The organism is Pseudomonas sp. SC3(2021), from assembly GCF_019856535.1.
GTDB lineage: Bacteria > Pseudomonadota > Gammaproteobacteria > Pseudomonadales > Pseudomonadaceae > Aquipseudomonas > Aquipseudomonas monsensis.
The window spans coordinates 1,165,391-1,184,657 of sequence record NZ_CP082236.1 but is presented as its reverse complement, the minus strand read 5'-3'; the positions used below and the strand labels follow the sequence as shown (position 1 = coordinate 1,184,657).

Here is a 19,267-nt window from a genome sequence, read left to right as displayed (position 1 = left end):
AGTGGACTGACAGAACCCAATCGCGAGCAGGCTCACTCCTACAATTTGGTTTACGGTGTATCAGATGCCTTGGCTATGCAGCCACGCCATCAACTGCGGCAATGGAAACGCGCCGCTCTGCCGCGCTACTTCCCGACCGTTCCTGAATAGAATCAGGCTCGGAATCGAACGAATCCCCAACTGCGCCGACAGTTGCTGATTGGCCTCACTGTCCAGCTTGGCCAGCCGGCACTTGCCCGCCAACTGCGCCGCCGCCTGCTCGAACACCGGTGCAAACGACTTGCACGGCCCGCACCAGTCCGCCCACACGTCCACCAGCAGCGGCAGATCACCCTTGATCTGGCTGGCGTAGTCGCCTTGCTTGAGTTCGAACGGCTTGCTCAGCAGTACGGCGGATTTGCAGCGCCCGCATTTTGGCTGGTCCGCGAGGCGCTCGGCCGGGATGCGGTTGAGGCCGTTGCAGGAGGGGCAGGGGATGAGGAGTGGGTTGGTCATGAGGGCATTCCGCAAGTGAGCTGATAACACCTAGTTGGAGGCGTTTGTTCACATTTTCAATCATGCGGCTTTCAACGTAAGACCTGGGCCAAGACGTACCGGCGTGGCCGTTGGTCTGTCTTGCATTATCGCAATTTGCGATATGCAGTCGACGAGATCCTCGAAATAACCGGCGATGACGAGTCGCATCCACTCACGAGTCTGGCGGAGATCATCAGTGACTGGATTGCGGAATGGGATCGCACACATCACCCCATGGCCGAGGCAAGTGGCGAAGAGGTCCTCGGCTACATGATGCGCGAACATGGACTGACCCAGAGCGACCTGCCGGGTGTTGGTACTCAATCTGTCGTTTCAGAAATTCTGAACGGCAAGCGCAAGTTGAACCTGCGGCAGGTCCGCTGGTTGGCGGACCACTTCAAGGTGCCTGTAGACGTGTTTATCTAGACCGACTCAAGACGAACAACTGATCTCCAGATGCTTGCCCCACTCCGGCGGCCGCTCGGCATAACCCTCCATCCCCGGCTGCTGTTCAAACGGTTTGCTCAGCACCGCATGCAGCCGGCGCACTTCTGAGTAATCGCCTTGCTCCGCCGCATCAATGGCTTTTTGCGCCAGATAATTGCGCAGGATGTACAGCGGATTGACCGCGTGCATTCGCGTGCGGCGCTGTGCCTGATCGGTGTCACCGTCGCGGGCGACCCGGGCGACGTAGCGTTCGCCCCAGGCGTCAAAGCCCTTGATGTCGACGAAATCATCGCGCAAACGGGCGACGGCCTGTTCGGCGGGTTCTTCACCGAGACGGCGGAAGAACAGCGTGTAATCGACGCCGCTGTTCTGCATCAGTTGCAGCAGGTTCTCCAGCAGCTGTTGGTCGTCCTCTTCCGCCGTGGTAAAGCCGAGGCGGCGGCGCATCAGGTCAAGGTAATGCGCCTGGAACAAGGGCAAGTACAGGCCGAGGGTTTCGCGCAGGGCTTCGACGCTGATGAACGGCGTCAACGCCTGGGCCAGCGCGCTGAGGTTCCACTGGCCGACCGGCACCTGGTTGCTGAACGAGTAGCGGCCCTGATCATCGGAATGGTTGCAGATGAAGTGGGCGTCGAAATCATCGAGGAACGCGAACGGGCCGAAGTCGAAGGTGATGCCGAGGATCGACATGTTGTCGGTGTTCATCACGCCGTGGCAGAAGCCGTAGGCCTGCCACTTGGCGATCAGTGCGGCATTGCGCTCGACGATCTCGCGGAACATCGCCAGATACGGCTCCGGTTGTTCCAGGCACTCGGGGAAGTGCATCGCCAACACGTGCTCGCCGAGTTGCTTCTGCTGCTCGGGACGCTTGGTGTAGTAGAAATATTCGAAGTGGCCGAAGCGCACATGGCTCGGTGCCAGACGCAGGACCATCGCCGCACGTTCCTGTTTCTCGCGCCACACCGGGGTGTCGGAACCGATCACGCAGGCGGCCCGCGAAGACGGGATGTTCAGCGCGTGCAGCGCTTCGGAGGCGAGGAACTCGCGGATTGATGAACGCAGAACGGCGCGACCGTCCCCCATGCGTGAAAACGGCGTCTGTCCGGCGCCCTTCAGGTGCAAGTCCCAGTGCTCACCAGCGCTGTTGTAGACCTCGCCGAGCAACAAGCCACGACCGTCACCCAGTTGCGGTGTGTAGCCGCCGAACTGATGCCCGGAATAGACCATCGCCCGCGGCTCGGCATCGGCCCACAACTTGTGGCCGCCAAACAGTTCGGCGAACTCCTCGGTTTCGGCGCTCGCCGGGTCGAGATCCAGCAAGGTGAGGGCCGCCGGGCTGGCGACGACCAGACGCGGATTGTCGATCGGCTCGGGCAGCACGTGGGCGGAGAACGCGTCGCCCAGGCGGGCGAAGCGATTGTCGAAGGTCAGTTCGTCGAGGGCTTTCAAGGGCCGGCTCCAGCAGAATGTCCGAGCATTCTGCTGGGAATAGGCCGGTTAGTCGAGTTTGGCCGGCGGCGGCTCTTGCAGCGGTTTCTGATCGTCGGCGATGGGCACGATGGTTTTCGTTTCTGGCTCGATCGGCACCATCTTGTATTCCTGACCGTGAAGGTTCTTCAGATAAACCTCCATCTGGCGGAACGAGATGTTGATGTGCTGCTTCTTGAACTCGCGGTTGATGAAGCGGTTGACCTCATCAAGCACCGGGTTGCGGTCGCCCAGGTCACGCACGTGCATGCGCAACTCGTGATCGAGAGTGCTTTCGCCGAAGTTGAGGAAGTACACGTGCGGCTCGGGCTCCTTGAGCACGCGCGGGTTTTCCCGGGCAGCCTTGAGCAGCAGTTCCTTGACCAGATCCAGGTCGGAGCCGTAGTCGACACCCAGTTTCAGGGTGACGCGGGTGATGGTGTCGGTCAGCGACCAATTGATCAGTTGCCCGGTGATGAACGTCTTGTTCGGGACAATGATGTCCTTGCGGTCGAAGTCGGTGATGGTCGTGGCGCGGATGCGGATCTTGCTGACCGTGCCCGACAGGTTGCCGATGGTGATGGTGTCACCGATCCGCACCGGGCGTTCGAACAGGATCATGATGCCGGAGATAAAGTTGGCGAAGATCTCCTGCATGCCGAAACCGAGGCCGACCGACAGCGCCGCCACCAGCCATTGCAACTTGTCCCAGCTCACGCCGAGGGTCGACAGGGTCGAGACGAAACCGACGCCGGCGATCACATACGACAGCAACGTGGTGGTCGCGTAGGCACTGCCCTGGGCCAGATTGAGTTTCGACAGCACGAACACTTCCAGCAGGCCCGGCAGGTTGCGCGCGAGGGCGAAGGTGATGCCGATGATGATCAGCGCGCCGAGCATGTCGCCGATGCTGATCGGCACCATGCTCATGTTGGCGCCGGTGCCGCTGGTGTATTCGTAGAGGGTGATGTTGTCGAGGTACGAGAACACCGAAATCAGGTCCGACCAGACCCAGTACAGCGCCGCGATGAAGCCGCCGAGCAGGGCCAGACGGATCAGGCGCAGGGACTGTTCGTTGACCTTCTCGATGTCCAGTGTCGGTTCTTCGATCACGGCTTCGCCGTCGCCGGCCTCTTTTGCCGCCTGACGTTTGGCCAGGGCGCGCTGGTAGGCCAGACGTCGGGCGGCAACCGCCAGACCCCGGACGAAGGTGGCTTCGATCACCAGCCAGAACATCAGCAGGTACAGGGTGTTGATCAAGCGGTCGCTGAGTTTCAGCGCGGTGTAGTAGTAGCCGAAGCACACCGCGACGAACAGGGCGATCGGCAGCAAGGTGAACATCACGCCCACGGCCTTGCGGAACAACGAAGTATTTTCGTGGGCCGGGCTGCTGATCAGCAGACGGCTGAGCAGCCAGGCCATCAGGGCGTAGCAGGTCAGCACCACCGGCATGCCGAGGACGTCGTCAGCCAGTGCGGCCGGTTGCAGTTCGGCCACGGCGACTACGGTCACCAGCGCCATGACCACCAGTCCGAGGCGACGGATCCAGCCCTGGAGGAATTCGACCTGGGGTTTTTCCCAGCGGAAGTGCAACTCTGCCACGCCACCTGGCGAGAGAATCCGGTAGGCGGTGTAGAACACCAGCCATGCCTGACCCATTTGCAGCAGCGCCGCGCCCATGTTGGCGTTTTGTCCGCGGGCGTCGATCTGCAGGGCCAGTCCGCACAGGGCCAGGCCAAGGGCGACGGGCATCGCCAGCAGAATATTGATCAGGATCGCCTGCGGGGTGTGCCACTGGCTGTCACGCTTGAAGTGACCGATGTCCTGGTGAACCTTGTTCAACCGCGCATACAGCGCCTTGCGCCGCCACAGCAGCGCGCCGATCAGCAATGCCAGCGGCAGGAACAGCAGCGGACGCTGGGTCAGGCCGTCGGTCAGCTCGCTCAGGCTCGAGGCCAGCGGCAGGGTGTCGATCTGGCGTTTGAGCCGCTCCGGCACGCCGCGCATCCATTCCACGTCCAGCGGCTTGTTGCTGGGAATCCAGAACATCTGCTCATCGAGGGTTGCGCGCAGGCTTTGGGCAGTGCTCAGCAGTTGCTTCTGGTTGAGTTGCAGGGTGATTGATTCGTTGAGCACCGCGCTCAGTTCGCGGTTCAGTCGTTCCAGCAGGTCGGCGCGGGTGTTGGCCAGGTCCAGCAGGCTCTTGCGCAGTTGCGGGGTGACTTGCTCCGGCGGCTGGGTGGAGAGCAGGTTGTCGACGTAGGTCGCCGGGTTGCTCAGCAGCTCACGCTGCTGGCTGACTTCGAACTGATACAGGCGAATGTCGGCGATCTGGTCGGCCAGGTCACGATCGACCTTGAGGCGCGGCAGGGCCTGCTTCTGTTTATAAAGAATCTTCGACAGCAGCAGACTGCCCTTGAGCACGTTGATCTGTTCATCCAGGGCCGAGTCGCTCTGGGTCAGGCTGTCGAGTTGCTGTTTGGTTTGCAGGTTCTGCTGGGTGACTTCGTTGAGACGGTCGGTGCTTTTCAGCAGGTAGTCGGAGAGCTTGAGGTTGGCCGTGCTTTCGCTGGCGAGCAGGCTGCTGCCGCCGGCTTTCTGCGCTTCGATCGACTGCTGGGTAACGGTCTCCTGGGACTGCGCCAGACGCTTCTGGTTGATCAGGGTTTGCAGTTCCTGAATCTCGCGGTCGAGGCGGTCGGATTTCTCCGAGAGCAGGTCATGCTGGCTGTTGCCCAGATCCTGCAACTGGCTGTTGCCGGCCAGCTCCTGACGACGCAGCGGGATCAACGCGTTGAGGGCGGCCAGTTCGGCGTTCAACTGATCGCGTTGCTCGGTGCTGACGGTTTTGCCCGCGTCCTTGCCGGACTTGAGGATGTTGTTGATCTGCTGGATGCGCGTCTGGCTGGCGGAAATTTCCGCCTGGGCGCGCTCCGGGCGGGTCTGCGCGGTGATGATCAGGCTGTTGGCGTCGGCCAGGGCTTTTTGCAGATCGCTCTGCTGGGTCGAACGATCGGTGAGGATCTGTTCCAGCTGCTGGATCGATTCCTTGGGAAAGCGCTGCGCCACCGGCACCACGGCGGAGGCCTTGAGGCGCGTCAATTCGCGGGTGTTCTCGACGGTCTGCTTCGGCGCGCTTGCCAGTTGCTGTTTGAGGTCGATCAGCTTCTGTTCATAGTCACGCTGGTTGTTCAGCTGATTGAGCGTGTTCTGCAGGACGGTTTGCAGGGTCTTTTTATCGGCGTCCGGCAGTTTGCTGTCGGCGAGTTTGTCCAGGCTGGCCTGCACGGCTTCGCTGGACGGCGGTTCGGCGGCATACAGCGGCCCGACGGAAAGACTCAGGCCCAGCAGGGCCGCGAAAAAGAAAGAGCGCAGGGTAGGCATAGAGACCGGTCAAGCAAGTGAGAGTGGACGCAGTTTAGAGGAAGAGACCGGGACCCGGGCGACTTCCTTCGGGGAATCTGACGCCCACTTTGCCGATCTTGTTCCCGTCCATGACCGCGACTGTCCAGTGAGTGTTGTTCCACTCCACCTGGTCGCCGACGATCGGTGCACCACCAACCTTGTGGGCAATGAACGCACCGAGGGTCATGTCCGGATCGATGCCGTCGGCCGGCAACCCGTAAAGCGCTGCAACCGCTTTAAGCTGGGCGTCTCCTTCGAGTACAAAGTCGCCGAAGAAGCGCAGATCCAGACCGCGTTGCGGTGCCTGGCTGAACAGTTTGCCGAGGGCCGGCAAGTTGTGTTCATGGCCGATAACACACAACAAATCATCGACTTCCAGCACCGTGCTACCCGACGGATGGAGCAGTTGCTGGCCACGAAACAGGGCGGCGATGCGTGTGCCTTCGGGCATTTTCAGTTCACGCAGGGGCGAACCGATGCACCATTTCTCGGCGCCGAGCTTGTAAACGAACAGCTCCCACTCGCTGGTGATGTGCACCTCCAGTGCGGAACGCGAGATCGGCGCCGGCTCCGGCGGTACCGTCACCTTCAACAGCTTGGCCACCCACGGCAGGCTCGTGCCCTGCACCAGCAGCGACACCAGCACGATGAAAAACGCGAGGTTGAAGTACAGCTGCGCATTCGGCAGCCCGGCCATCAACGGGAACACCGCGAGAATGATCGGCACCGCGCCACGCAGGCCGACCCAGGAAATAAAGGCTTTCTCGCGGCCGTGGAACGCCTTGAACGGCAGCAGGCCGACGACCACCGACAGCGGCCGGGCGAACAGAATCATCCACAGCGCCAGACCCAGCGCCGGCAGGGCGATCGGCAGTAAATCATGCGGCGTGACCAGCAGCCCCAGCACGAGGAACATGCCGATTTGCGCCAGCCATGCCATGCCGTCGAGCATGTGCAGAATGCCGTGACGGCTGCGCACCGGGCGGTTGCCGATCACCAGGCCACACAGATAAACAGCGAGGAAGCCGCTGCCATGCAGGGCGTTGGTCAGTGCGAACACCACCAGACCGCCAGCGATCACCAGAATCGGGTACAGGCCGGTGGCGAGGTTGATCCGGTTGACCAGTTGCAACATCAGCCAGCCGCCACCGAGGCCGATCACGCCACCGATGCCGAACTCGCGGATCAGGTGGGTCAACAGGCTCCAGTGCAGGCCGGTCTGGCCGCTGGCGAGCATGTCGATCAGGGTCACGGTGAGGAACACCGCCATCGGGTCGTTGCTGCCGGATTCGATTTCCAGGCTGGCGGTCACCCGTTCGTTGAGTCCCTTGCCGCCGAGCAGCGAGAACACCGCTGCGGCGTCCGTGGAGCCGACGATGGCGCCGATCAGCAGGCCTTGAATCAGATTGAGGTCGAACAGCCACGCCGCCGCCATGCCGGTCAGCCCGGTGGTGATCAATACCCCGACCGTGGCCAGCGACAGCGCCGGCCACAAGGCCACACGGAAACTTGAAACCCGGGTGCGCAAACCACCGTCGAGCAGGATCACTGCCAGGGCGAGGTTGCCGACCAGATAGGCGGTCGGGTAGTTATCGAAAATGATCCCGCCGCCATCGACCCCGGCGGCCATGCCGACCGCAAGAATGATGACCAGAATCGGAATGCCGAGACGCGAAGACAGGGAACTGACAAGAATGCTTGCACCTACCAGCAACGCGCCGATCAAGAACAGGCTGTTGATGGTCGTCGCATTCAAAGGCAGTACTCCAGAAGCGTAAAGACGGGCACAAACTGACCATGCAGTCTGCGTGCCAGCGATTCTAACCTGTTGAAATGTGATGCTGTCAAAAAGCTTTTTACGCTGGGGGATTCGAGGTTTGGGTTCGGCTGGCGATGGCTGCCCTCACCCTAGCCCTCTCCCGGGGGGAGAGGGGACTGATCGAAGTGTCTGGGCGAGGTCCATCGACCTGAAAATTCTGAGTCGAACTCAGGTTTGAAAAGCACCCTCACCCCAGCCCTCTCCCGGGGGGAGAGGGGGCTGATCGAGGTGTTTGTGCGAGGTACGCCGACCTGAAAGTCCGAAGTCGAACTCAGATTTTGAAAAGCCCCGTATCTGCTCCCTCTCCCTCTGGGAGAGGGCTGGGGTGAGGGTGCTTTTGCTTTTGGTCGAGTGAATCAGAGGCTGAACCGCCCAACCATGTTGTTCAAATCCAGCGCCAGACGCGACAGCTCGTTGCTCGCCGCACTGGTCTGATTCGCGCCGGTGGCCGATTGCACCGACAGGTCGCGGATGTTTACCAGGTTGCGATCCACCTCGCGGGCCACTTGTGCCTGCTCTTCGGCGGCGCTGGCGATCACCAGGTTGCGCTCGTTGATCTCGACGATTGCGGTGTTGATGGTGTCCAGCGACATCCCGGCGCCCCGGGCGATGTTCAGTGTCGACTCGGCGCGTTCGGTGCTGTTGCGCATCGAGTCCACCGCGTGTTCGGTGCCGCTCTGAATGCTGCCGATCATCCGCTCGATTTCGCTGGTCGACTGTTGGGTGCGATGGGCCAGCGCACGCACCTCATCGGCGACTACCGCAAAACCACGGCCGGCTTCACCGGCGCGTGCCGCTTCAATGGCAGCGTTCAGTGCCAACAGGTTGGTCTGGTCGGCCAAGCCACGAATAACGTCCAGGACCTTGCCGATGTCACGGGATTCGTTGGCCAGATCACCGATCAGGGTCGCCGTGCTCTGCACATCGGCGCTCATGCGTTCGATGGCGCTGACGGTTTCCTGCACCAGGTCGCGACCGTCGCCGGCGGACGTGGTGGCGTTTTTCGACGCTTCCGACGTGCTGACCGCGTTGCGTGCGACTTCTTCAACGGCGCTGGTCATTTCGTTGACCGCCGTGGCGGCCTGTTCGATTTCGTTGTTCTGCTGGGTCAGGCCACGGGCGCTTTCGTCGGTGACGCTGTTCAGCTCTTCGGCAGCGGACGCCAGTTGCGTGGCCGAGCCGGAAATCCGCTGCAGGGTGTCGCGCAGCTTCGATTGCATCTTGGCCATCGCCGCCAGCAAGCGGCCGGCTTCGTCGTTGCCGTCAACGTGGATCGGCTGGGTCAGGTTGCCTTCGGCGATGGTTTCCGCTGCGTCGAGTGCCTTGGCAATCGGCTTGGTGATGCTGACGGTCAGCAACCAGGCGAACAGGAAGGTCAGGCCGGTGGCGATCAGCAACAGGGTCACGACCAGGTTGAACGATATCGCGTACTGATCGGCTGCGCCTTGATCAGTTTCGGCGATTTGCTGGGTGTTGATCTCCAGCAGGCGCGCCAGTGCGGTGTTCACCGCTTCCGAGTTACTCAGCAAATCTGCGTTGAGCATCTGCCGCAGTTCATCGACCTGATTGTTGCGCGACAGGCTTTTCATCCGCTCTTCGAGTTGGCGGTACTGGGCCAGAAGCTGCACGTACTGATCGTAGGCCGCACGCTCTTGCGGGCCATTGATCAACGGTTCGTAGGCGCGCTGGGCGTCGGCGATCTGCTTGTTGCGCAGCTCGAACAGCTCGATGGTTTTTTGCTGCACGTCCGGTTCGCGGTTGATCAGCAACCGGTACGACAGCACCCGCAGGCGCAGGGTCAGTTGAGTGAACTCGTCGAGGGCCTTAATGGATGGCACGCTGGCAGTGGCAATTTCTTGGCCCGCTGCGCGTATTTTGCTCATCTGGTTCAAGGCGAACACACCCAGAATCAGCATCAGGCCGCCGATCAGGGCGAAGCCGGTGAACGCCCGGGGGGCGATATTCATATTGCGAAGGGACATGGGGCGGATACCAGAGGAGGGCCGCATCCATGCGGGCTGAGACGGCTGTATGGATGACTTATCGGTCATACGACTAAAGTCTTGAGGCGCTGCGCGTATTTGTCGCATAGGGGGTTGAGCGACGAAGTGCAGGAACCAGATCGGCAGATCACAGTCTTTTAAACTCGCGAGAACGGTCGGCCGCCAGGAAAATCAAGGCCTTGCGCCGGTTTAACCCTGGCATCCGTGATGACTTTTCTTTATCGTACGCGCCCTTTGAAAAACGCCTGGAAGATCAAAATGTTGGAAGCATCCCTCAGCCAATTGGAACAGCTCGTCAGCGACCTGGTGCAACAGAACCAGACTCTGCTGGAAACCAACCAGACCCTGTCTGCGGAACTGGCTCAGGCCAAGGATGAAAACGAAAGCCTGCAACTGAACCTGATGGAGCAGGAAGAGAAACACGGCGCCACCGCAGCGCGCATCCAGGCCCTGGTTGATCGCGTCAACGCAGGTCCTGTCAGCGCATGAATTACGGCACAGCAGGGGTAAAGGTCATCTCCATTCTCGGGGAGGACTACTCGATCAAGGCACCGGCCGGGGAAGAACAGACCCTGCTGGACGCAGCCATGATGCTCAAGGCTGCGCTGGACGACACCAAGCGCAAATACCCGACGCTGATCGGTGACCGCTTGCTGGTGCTGGCGGCGATGAATCTGTGCTCGCAGCAGATCGAAATGAAGAAGCAGCACCAGGAAGAACTCGACCGTTACCAAGAGCAAGTCAGCGCCACGGTCGAAACCATCGCCAAGACCATCAATCAGGGCTGATGGAGTTGCGCACAACCAAAGAATAGATTGTCGATATGGTTGTATACAATCGGCACGGCTGTTGCATTGTTTCGGCCACTTATTCTTTGGGGGTGCTCCATGCAGTTGTGGCGACGCAGTATTCAATGGCAGCTGATTCTCAGCATGGGCACCGCCCTGCTGGTCAGTATCCTGATCGTGGTTGGCATTTATACCCTGGTGGTCAACCGCCTCGCCCAGAGCTATCTGGTCGAACAAGCGCTGCCGTCGAGCATCGAAGCGACGCGCAACGATATTGAGCGCATCCTCGTCCAGCCGCTGACCGCCGCCAAAGACATCGCCAGCAACACGATGGTCCGCGACTGGCTGGCCTCGGGTGAAGACAGCGGCAAAACGGCGGCCTTCGCGCAGTATCTGGAAGGCATCCGCGCCGAACACAAGGCCTTCACCGCGCTGATCATCGGCACCGAATCCAATCACTACATCACCGAAAAAGGCCTGGACCGCACCCTCAGTCGGGCCAAACCGGCCGATGCCTGGTTTTATTCCTTCCTCGACAGCCATCAGCCGCGCACCCTGAATATCGACAACGATGGCGCCACCGGAGAATTGGCGCTGTTCATCGACTTGAAGGTCGAGCAGGCCGGCAAAGTGGTCGGCGTGGCCGGGCTTGGTTTGAGCATGAAAGAGTTGTCGGAGTTGATCCACAACTTCAGCTTTGGTGAGCGCGGCAAGGTCTATCTCGTGCGTTCCGACGGTTTGATCCAGGTGCATCCTGAAGCGCAGTTCAGTGGCAAGCGCACCCTCTCGGAGCAGATCGGTGCTTCGGCGGCACAAGCCGTCATGGGGCAAAAAGCTGCCGTGAGCAGCGGCTTCCAAAGAGACGGCGAAGACTTCCTCGCCTTCAGCCTGCCTCTGCGTGATCTGGGCTGGACCCTGGTGGCCGAAGTGCCGCAATCGCAGATCTATGCCGAGGCGCGCAAAGCCATGTGGATGAGCGGCGGCATTGGTCTGGCGGTGGCACTGGTGTGCCTCGCTTTGGTGGTGTGGTTGGCGCAAGGTTTGGTGCGACCGATTCGCCAAGTAACAGCCGCGCTGGTAGCAATCGGTAGCGGTGGTGGAGATTTGACCCACCGGTTAGATTCCAGTCGCGCCGACGAGTTGGGCGATCTGGCTCGGGGCTTCAACCGATTCCTCGACAGCCAGCGCGCAATGATTGGCGAAGTGTTGGCCACCAGTGAGCGTTTGCGCACGGCTGTCGGCCAAGTGGCCAAGGTTGTGGATAACACCGCCGAGCGCTCTGGTCGTCAGCAGGAGATGACCGACATGGTCGCCACCGCCGTTCATGAAATGGGCCTGACCGTGCAGGAGATCGCGCAGAACGCCGGCAACGCCGCGCTGGCCTCGCAAACCGCACGGGATGAAGCCCTGCAGGCGCGGGAAGTAGTCGGCGGCTCGATCCGCCATATCGAAAGCATGTCCGATGAGATTGGCGTGGCCGCCGGTGCGGTGGGGGAGCTGGCGCAGCAAGTGGCGTCGATCGACTCGGTGCTGGCGGTGATTCGCGGGGTGTCCGAGCAGACCAACCTGCTGGCACTCAATGCCGCCATCGAAGCGGCGCGGGCCGGGGATATGGGGCGCGGGTTTGCCGTGGTGGCGGATGAGGTGCGCACCCTGGCACGACGCACGCAGGCGTCTACTGATGAAATCCAGCAGATGATCGGTAGCCTCAAGCAAGGCGCGGAAAATGCCGTGTCGTCGATGCGCACCGGGCAAGCTGCAACCGGCACCGGGGTTGAGTCGAGCCAGCGTACCGGCGCGTCGTTGACCGCGATTACCGGGCAGGTCGAGCGCATCAGCGACATGAACCATCAAGTGGCGACGGCGACGGAAGAGCAGTCGGCGGTGACGGAGGAAATCAACCGGAATGTACAGGGGATTTCTGATCTGGCGCGGGCGACAGCGGGGGAGGTTCGGGCCTGTCGCGAGGATTGTCAGATGCTGCAGAAACTGGCGGATGATCTGACGCGGCAGATGGGTGGGTTCAAGCTGAGCTGAGTGCTGATCCTGAAAAGCCCCTCACCCTAGCCCTCTCCCGGAGGGAGAGGGGACTGAATGCGGGATACTTGAGAAATACGCCGACCTGAAAATGCTGCGATGAATCCATAATCGACTGGATTTTTCAGGTCGATGTATAACGCCAGACACCTCGGTCGGCCCTATCTCCCTGCGGGAGAGGGGACTGAATTTGGGATGCTTGAGAAATACGCCGACCTGAAAGGGCTACACCGAATCCATAATCGACTGGATTTTTCAGGTCGACGTATAGCGCCAGACACCTCGGTCGGCCCTATCTCCCTGCGGGAGAGGGGACTGAATTTGGGATGCTTGAGAAATACGCCGACCTGAAAGGGCTACACCGAATCCATAATCGACTGGATTTTTCAGGTCGACGTATAGCGCCAGACACCTCGGTCGGTCCTATCTCCCTGCGGGAGAGGGGACTGAATGCGGGATACTTGAGAAATACGCCGACCTGAAAGGGCTACACCGAATCCATAATCGACTGGATTTTTCAGGTCGACGTATAGCGCCAGACACCTCGGTCGGCCCCCTCTCCCTCCGGGAGAGGGCTGGGGTGAGGGTTGGCTTTCAGAACCACGCATCCTGCATCGCCAGACACGTCTCATCCCGCGCCTCCAGCAACGCCAGTTCATGGTGGCAACCCGGCACTTCCCACGTCAGGAAATACCGCGCCGCCTGCAACTTGCCCTTATAGAAGTCGACATCCGTTGCATTGCCCTTGGCCAGGCCTTCCTCGGCGCGAATCGCCTGCTCCAGCCAGCGCCAGCCGATCACCGTATGCCCGAACACCTTCAGGTACAGCGCCGAATTGGCCAGGCTGCTGTTGACCTTGCCTTGCGCCAGATCAGTCAGCAAACCGATGGTCACCCCTTGCAGGCGCGCGACCAGTTTCTCCAGCGGCTCACGCAATGCGGTTAACGATTCGTACGCAGTGGCGCGCTCGGAAGTGTCGGCGATCAACCGGATCAATTGCTTGAGCCCCGCGCCACCGTTCTGCGCCAGTTTGCGCCCGAGCAAGTCCAGCGACTGAATACCGTGAGTGCCTTCGTGAATCGGGTTCAAGCGGTTGTCGCGGTAATACTGCTCCACCGGGTATTCACGGGTGTAGCCGTGGCCGCCGAGAATCTGGATCGCCAGTTCGTTGGCCTTGAGGCAGAACTCCGACGGCCAGGATTTGACGATTGGCGTCAGCAGGTCCAGCAGCTCATGGGCCTGTTGGCGCTCGGCTTCGCTTTCCAGTGTGGTGGTGTCATCGAACAGCCGCGCCGCGTACAGACCGAGGTCAAAGGCGCCTTCGACGTAGGATTTCTGTGTCAGCAGCATGCGTCTGACATCCGCATGCTGAATGATCGCCACCGGCGCGGTGGTCGGGTCCTTGCTGTCCGGCACCCGGCCTTGCGGGCGCTCGCGGGCGTACTCCAGCGAGTACAGGTAACCGGCGTAACCGAGCATCACTGCGCCCATGCCGACGCCAATCCGCGCTTCGTTCATCATCTGGAACATGTAGCTCAAACCGTGATGCGGTTTGCCCACCAGATAACCGACACACTCACCGTTATCGCCGAAGTTCAGCGCGGTCGAAGTAGTGCCGCGCCAACCCATCTTGTGAAACAGCCCGGCCAGCAGCACGTCATTACGCTGACCGAGGCTGCCGTCATCGTTGACCAGAAACTTCGGCACGATGAACAGCGATATGCCTTTCACCCCCGGCGGCGCGTCCGGCAATTTCGCCAGCACCATGTGCACGATGTTCTCCGACAGCGGGTGATCGCCGCCGGAAATGAAGATCTTGTTGCCCTTCAGGCGATAAGTGCCGTCGGACGCCGGCTCGGCGCGGGTACGAATATCCGACAGCGATGAGCCTGCGTGGGGTTCGGTCAGCGCCATAGTGCCGAAGAAGCGGCCGTCGATCATCGGTTGCAGAAAGCGCTGTTTCTGCTCGTCGGTGCCGAAGCTTTCGATCAGATTGGCCGCGCCCATGGTCAGGAACGGATACGACGTCGAAGCGGCGTTGGCCGACTGGAAATGCGCGAAGCAGGCCTGGGAAAGTAGCGTAGGTAACTGCATGCCGCCGGCGTCGAAGCTGCGGGCGGCGTTGAGGAAACCGGCTTCGAGGAAGGCATCCACCGCCGGTTTGACTTCCGGAATCAGAATCGCCTGGCCGTTCTCGTAGCGCGGCTCGTTTTCGTCGCCCTTGCGGTTGTGCGGTGCGAAAAATTTCTCGGCGATGCTGCGCGCGGTGCCGATGGCGGCGTCGAAGGTCTCGCGGTTGTGCTCGGCAAACCGCTCACGCCGGGTCAGGCCCTCGGCATCAAGGACTTCGTACAGCTCGAAAGCCAGATTGCGGGAACTGAGCAGCGTCTCGGACATGGCGGCCTACCTGAGATTGGGGTTTGGGCCGAGTCTAGGCTCGCTGATAGAGGCTGAACAGGATGATTGATGGGCGTGATGTTGGAGCCGCGCGCCGACTTAACAAGCACCACAAAACACTGTGGGAGCTGGCTTGCCAGCGATGGCGCCTGATCAGCCAACATTTATGGTGACTGACACATTGCTATCGCTGGCAAGCCAGCTCCCACAGGGACTGTTGCTATGCCGGACACCCATGCAGGTGCCCGGTTTATCGGGTGTTAACCGATAGTCATCAAGCTCGCGTTACCACCCGCCGCAGCGGTGTTAACACTCAACGCACGCTCGATCACCAGACGCTCCAGGGCAATGTTGGTCTCGCCCTGGGACAAGCCCTGAACGCCCACAATCGCACCGGCCCGCTTGGCAATTTGCTGGCAAACGCCGCGCAACTGGTCGGAATGGCCATGATGCAGAACCGCATCAAACACCACCTCGTCTTTGTTCCAGTCGGCAATCAGCTTGATCCGCGCCTGAACGTCCTTCGGCAGGCGTGCGAACAAGGCCTTGCTGATGTCGGACTCCGGCCATACCGCCGAACCACCTACCGCCAGTACCGCCGCCAGTTGGGTCAGCAGATCACCTTCGACTTCTGCCAGACAGAGCACGTGCTCTCGCGGCAGGATCGCGTAGCTGTTCTTCTCGCCAGTCGGGCCGGCCAATACGCGGGTGATGCCGCTCTGCGATTGCGCAGCGTACTGCACGCACAGGGTGCTCAAGTCAGCGAACTTGTTGCTGTCGGCCCAGGCTTTCAGGGCGTTCAGCGGCTTGCTCATGGCATCGCGCAGACGCACGTCCGGGGCGACGACCGCATCACCGCGAGCGAAGGATTGTTCGATCGCGTCGGCAGGACGCGTCGACAGCAAGCGGTACAGGTACAGCGGGCCACCGGCTTTCGGGCCAGTACCCGACAGGCCTTCGCCGCCGAACGGCTGCACGCCGACCACGGCACCGACGATGTTGCGGTTGACGTAGACGTTACCGGCGTTGACGTTGTCGATCACCTTGGCGATGGTCTCGTCGATGCGCGTGTGCACGCCCAGCGTCAGGCCATAACCGGAAGCGTTGATCTGGCCGATCAGTTGATCGATCTCTTTACGCTTGTAGCGCACCACGTGCAGCACCGGACCGAAGATCTCGCGTTGCAGTTCGTCGAAGCTTTCCAGCTCGATCAGGGTAGGCATGACGAAGGTGCCGCGTTTGACTTCTTCGCTGTCGGCAATTGCCACCTGGTACACGTTGCGACCTTTATCGCGCATGCCCTGGATGTGCTTGTCGATGCCAGCCTTGGCTTCGGCGTCGATCACCGGGCCGATATCCACGGACAGACGCTCCGGGTTGCCGAGACGGCTTTCAGCCATCGCGCCTTTGAGCATTTCGATGACACGGTCCGCGGAATCTTCCTGCAGGCACAGTACACGCAGGGCTGAGCAACGCTGGCCAGCACTGTCGAAGGCCGAAGACACCACGTCGATCACAACCTGTTCGGTCAGTGCCGAAGAATCGACGATCATCGCGTTCTGGCCGCCGGTTTCGGCGATCAGTGGAATCGGACGACCCTGGTTGTCGAGGCGACCGGCAATGTTGCGTTGCAGCAGACGCGCGACTTCGGTGGAACCGGTGAACATCACGCCTTTGACGCGCTCGTCACCGACCAGACCGGCACCGACGGTTTCACCGCGGCCCGGCAACAGTTGCAGTACGCCTTCCGGGATGCCGGCCTCAAGCATCAGGCGCACAGCCTGAGCAGCCACCAGCGGGGTCTGTTCGGCCGGTTTGGCCAGTACCGGGTTACCGGCAGCCAGCGCGGCAGCGACCTGACCGCTGAAGATCGCCAGCGGGAAGTTCCACGGGCTGATGCACACCACCGGACCCAACGGGCGGTGGGCGTCGTTGCTGAAATCGTTGCGTGCCTGCACTGCGTAATAACGCAGGAAGTCGACCGCTTCACGGACTTCGGCGATGGCGTTGGCGAAAGTCTTGCCGGCTTCACGGGCCAGCAGGCCCATCAGTGGCTGGATTTCGCCTTCCATCAAGTCAGCGGCACGTTCCAGAATCGCCGCCCGTTCGGCCGGCGGCGTGGCCTGCCAGATCGGCGCAGCATTCAGGGCACATTGAATGGCGTTGTCGACGTCTTCGACGGTGGCTTCCTGTACGTGTCCGACCACATCGCGGTGATCGGCCGGGTTCAGCACCGGTGCCGGCGCTTCGTTGCTGGAAGCGCAACCGAGCATCGGCGCGGCTTTCCAGTTGTTGTGCGCGGTGGCGAGCAGGGCGCAGGACAGCGAGGCCAGACGGTGTTCGTTGGCCATGTCGATGCCGGCGGAGTTGGCGCGCTCGGCGCCGTACAGGTCACGCGGCAGCGGAATACGCGGGTGCGGCAGGCCGAAACCACCTTCCACGGTCGCCATCTGCTCGATCTGCGCCACCGGATCGGCCACCAGTTCCTGAATCGAAATCGACTGGTCGGCAATGCGGTTGACGAACGAGGTGTTCGCGCCGTTTTCCAGTAGGCGACGCACGAGGTACGCCAGCAGGGTTTCGTGGGTGCCGACCGGTGCGTACACGCGGCACGGACGGTTCAACTTGCCTTCGGAAACTTTGCCGACAACCTGCTCGTAAAGCGGTTCGCCCATGCCGTGCAGGCATTGGAATTCGTACTGGCCCGGGTAATAGTTCTGACCGGCAATGTGGTAAATGGCCGACAGGGTGTGGGCGTTGTGCGTGGCGAACTGTGGGTAGATGACTTCCGGCACCGACAGCAGTTTGCGTGCGCAAGCGATGTAGGAAACGTCGGTGTACACCTTGCGGGTGTAGACCGGGTAGCCTTCCAGGCCTTCGACCTGGGCGCGTTTGATTTCGCTGTCCCAGTACGCGCCTTTCACCAGGCGGATCATCAGGCGATGACGGCTGCGGCGGGCCAGGTCGATCACGTAGTCGATCACGTACGGGCAACGTTTCTGGTACGCCTGGATGACGAAACCGATGCCGTTCCAGCCGGTCAGTTGCGGCTCGAAGCACAGGCGCTCGAGCAGATCCAGCGACAGTTCAAGACGGTCGGCTTCTTCGGCGTCGATGTTCAGGCCGATGTCGTATTGCTTGGCCAGCAGGGTCAGCGACAGCAGGCGCGGGTACAGCTCGTCCATTACGCGCTCGTACTGCGCACGGCTGTAACGCGGGTGCAGGGCCGAGAGCTTGATGGAAATGCCCGGACCTTCATAAATCCCACGACCGTGGGAGGCTTTGCCGATCGAGTGAATGGCTTGTTCGTACGACGCCAGGTACTTCTGTGCGTCGTGTTCGGTCAGGGCCGCTTCACCGAGCATGTCGTAGGAATAACGGAAACCCTTGGCTTCGAACTTGCTCGCGTTGGCCAGCGCTTCGGCGATGGTTTCGCCGGTGACGAACTGCTCGCCCATCAGGCGCATGGCCATGTCGACGCCCTTGCGGATCATCGGCTCGCCGCTCTTGCCGATGATGCGGCTCAGCGACGAGGTCAGGCCGGCTTCGTTGTGGGTGGACACAAGCTTGCCGGTCAGCAGCAGACCCCAGGTTGCCGCGTTGACGAACAGCGACGGGCTGTTGCCCAAATGCGGATGCCAGTTGCCGGTGCTGATCTTGTCGCGGATCAGTGCGTCGCGAGTGCCTTTGTCCGGAATACGCAGCAGCGCTTCAGCCAGGCACATCAGGGCGACGCCTTCCTGGGACGACAGGGAAAATTCCTGCAGCAGGCCCTGAACAATGCCTGCACGACCGCCGGCACTTTTCTGGTTACGCAGTTTTTCCGCGATGGTCGCGGCAAGTTTGTTGGTGGCTTCGGCCATCGGTGCCGGCAGGCGCGCCTGCTCGATCAGCATCGGCACCACTTCCGGCTCAGGGCGACGGTAAGCAGCGGTGATCGAAGCACGGAGTACCGATTGCGGCAGGATGCTTTCGGCGAATTCGAGGAAGCACTGGTGGGCATGATCGGTGTGGACTTCACCGGCGTCGTCGGCGTCCTTGGCGGTCAAACCGTTCAGCTCGGTCAGGGTTGCACCACCCTCGAGTTTTTCCAGGTAATTGAAAATTGCCTGCTTGATCAGCCAGTGCGGCGTGCGATCAATCGAGGTTGCGGCCGCCTTCAGGCGTTCGCGGGTCGGGTCATCGAGTTTGACCCCAAGGGTGGTGGTAGCCATATTTTTATCCTCATGGTTGCCACAGTTGCGTGGCATCAGCTGGCCGCAAGATTAGCCGCGCGCTGAGAGAGGTGCAACCGGGTGCAACCCTTTTTTTGTCGGAATAATAGGCAGCTCGTCAGGAATTATTTTCTGGTACGAAAGTGCTGCTCCTGCTTGGTGCTTTTGCTTCTA

The 19,267-nt window shown here is 61.1% G+C and carries 10 protein-coding genes and 3 pseudogenes; 5 read left to right on the top strand and 8 right to left on the bottom strand.

The window, feature by feature from the left end; translation table 11 throughout:
• Nucleotides 1–60: 60 nt before the first annotated feature.
• Nucleotides 61–495: a thioredoxin TrxC gene (trxC, locus tag K5Y35_RS05210; RefSeq protein ID WP_123470775.1), complete on the bottom strand. Its 435-nt coding sequence runs from the start codon at nt 493–495 to the stop codon at nt 61–63.
• 120 nt (nt 496–615) lie between these two features.
• On the opposite strand from trxC, the gene K5Y35_RS05205 reads away from it, so the two are divergent.
• A complete protein-coding gene (locus K5Y35_RS05205; protein ID WP_261991241.1) occupies nt 616–942 on the top strand; it encodes a type II toxin-antitoxin system HigA family antitoxin in 327 nt (108 codons plus the stop codon).
• A 6-nt stretch (nt 943–948) separates the two neighbouring features.
• Here the strand turns inward: K5Y35_RS05205 and selO are convergent, their stop codons facing one another.
• The 5 genes and pseudogenes from selO to K5Y35_RS28100 form a co-directional block, all read right to left on the bottom strand.
• Complete coding sequence (gene selO / locus K5Y35_RS05200; RefSeq protein ID WP_222833821.1) at nt 949–2,412, bottom strand: protein adenylyltransferase SelO; 1,464 nt, start codon at nt 2,410–2,412, stop codon at nt 949–951.
• Between the two features lie 48 nt (nt 2,413–2,460).
• Entirely contained in the window at nt 2,461–5,814 is a 3,354-nt protein-coding gene (gene mscK, locus K5Y35_RS05195) for a mechanosensitive channel MscK (protein ID WP_222833820.1), read from the bottom strand.
• Nucleotides 5,815–5,848: 34 nt separating this feature from the next.
• A complete protein-coding gene (locus K5Y35_RS05190; protein WP_123470781.1) occupies nt 5,849–7,591 on the bottom strand; it encodes a potassium/proton antiporter in 1,743 nt (580 codons plus the stop codon).
• A gap of 419 nt (nt 7,592–8,010) precedes the next feature.
• Nucleotides 8,011–8,610 (bottom strand): annotated as a pseudogene (locus K5Y35_RS28105) (methyl-accepting chemotaxis protein); the annotation flags it as partial.
• 303 nt (nt 8,611–8,913) lie between these two features.
• Nucleotides 8,914–9,570 (bottom strand): annotated as a pseudogene (locus K5Y35_RS28100) (MCP four helix bundle domain-containing protein); the annotation flags it as partial.
• A gap of 345 nt (nt 9,571–9,915) precedes the next feature.
• On the opposite strand from K5Y35_RS28100, the gene K5Y35_RS05180 reads away from it, so the two are divergent.
• From K5Y35_RS05180 to K5Y35_RS28090, 4 genes and pseudogenes are all read left to right on the top strand, one after another.
• Complete coding sequence (locus K5Y35_RS05180; protein ID WP_123471165.1) at nt 9,916–10,146, top strand: hypothetical protein; 231 nt, start codon at nt 9,916–9,918, stop codon at nt 10,144–10,146.
• On the top strand, nt 10,143–10,445 hold the full coding sequence (locus K5Y35_RS05175) for a cell division protein ZapA (protein WP_123470784.1): 303 nt from the start codon (nt 10,143–10,145) through the stop codon (nt 10,443–10,445). Before K5Y35_RS05180 ends, K5Y35_RS05175 begins: the two co-directional genes overlap by 4 nt.
• Nucleotides 10,446–10,544: 99 nt before the next feature.
• A pseudogene (locus K5Y35_RS28095) lies at nt 10,545–11,567 on the top strand (cache domain-containing protein); the annotation flags it as partial.
• A 69-nt stretch (nt 11,568–11,636) separates the two neighbouring features.
• Nucleotides 11,637–12,482 carry a methyl-accepting chemotaxis protein gene (locus tag K5Y35_RS28090; RefSeq protein WP_410055921.1) on the top strand — a complete coding sequence of 282 codons (846 nt, stop codon included), beginning with the start codon at nt 11,637–11,639 and terminating at the stop codon, nt 12,480–12,482.
• 594 nt (nt 12,483–13,076) lie between these two features.
• On the opposite strand, the gene K5Y35_RS05165 is transcribed toward K5Y35_RS28090, so the two are convergent.
• Nucleotides 13,077–14,879, bottom strand: a complete 1,803-nt coding sequence (locus tag K5Y35_RS05165; protein WP_222833817.1) for an acyl-CoA dehydrogenase — start codon at nt 14,877–14,879, stop codon at nt 13,077–13,079.
• A gap of 260 nt (nt 14,880–15,139) precedes the next feature.
• Entirely contained in the window at nt 15,140–19,093 is a 3,954-nt protein-coding gene (gene putA, locus K5Y35_RS05160) for a trifunctional transcriptional regulator/proline dehydrogenase/L-glutamate gamma-semialdehyde dehydrogenase (RefSeq protein ID WP_222833816.1), read from the bottom strand.
• Nucleotides 19,094–19,267 lie beyond the last annotated feature (174 nt).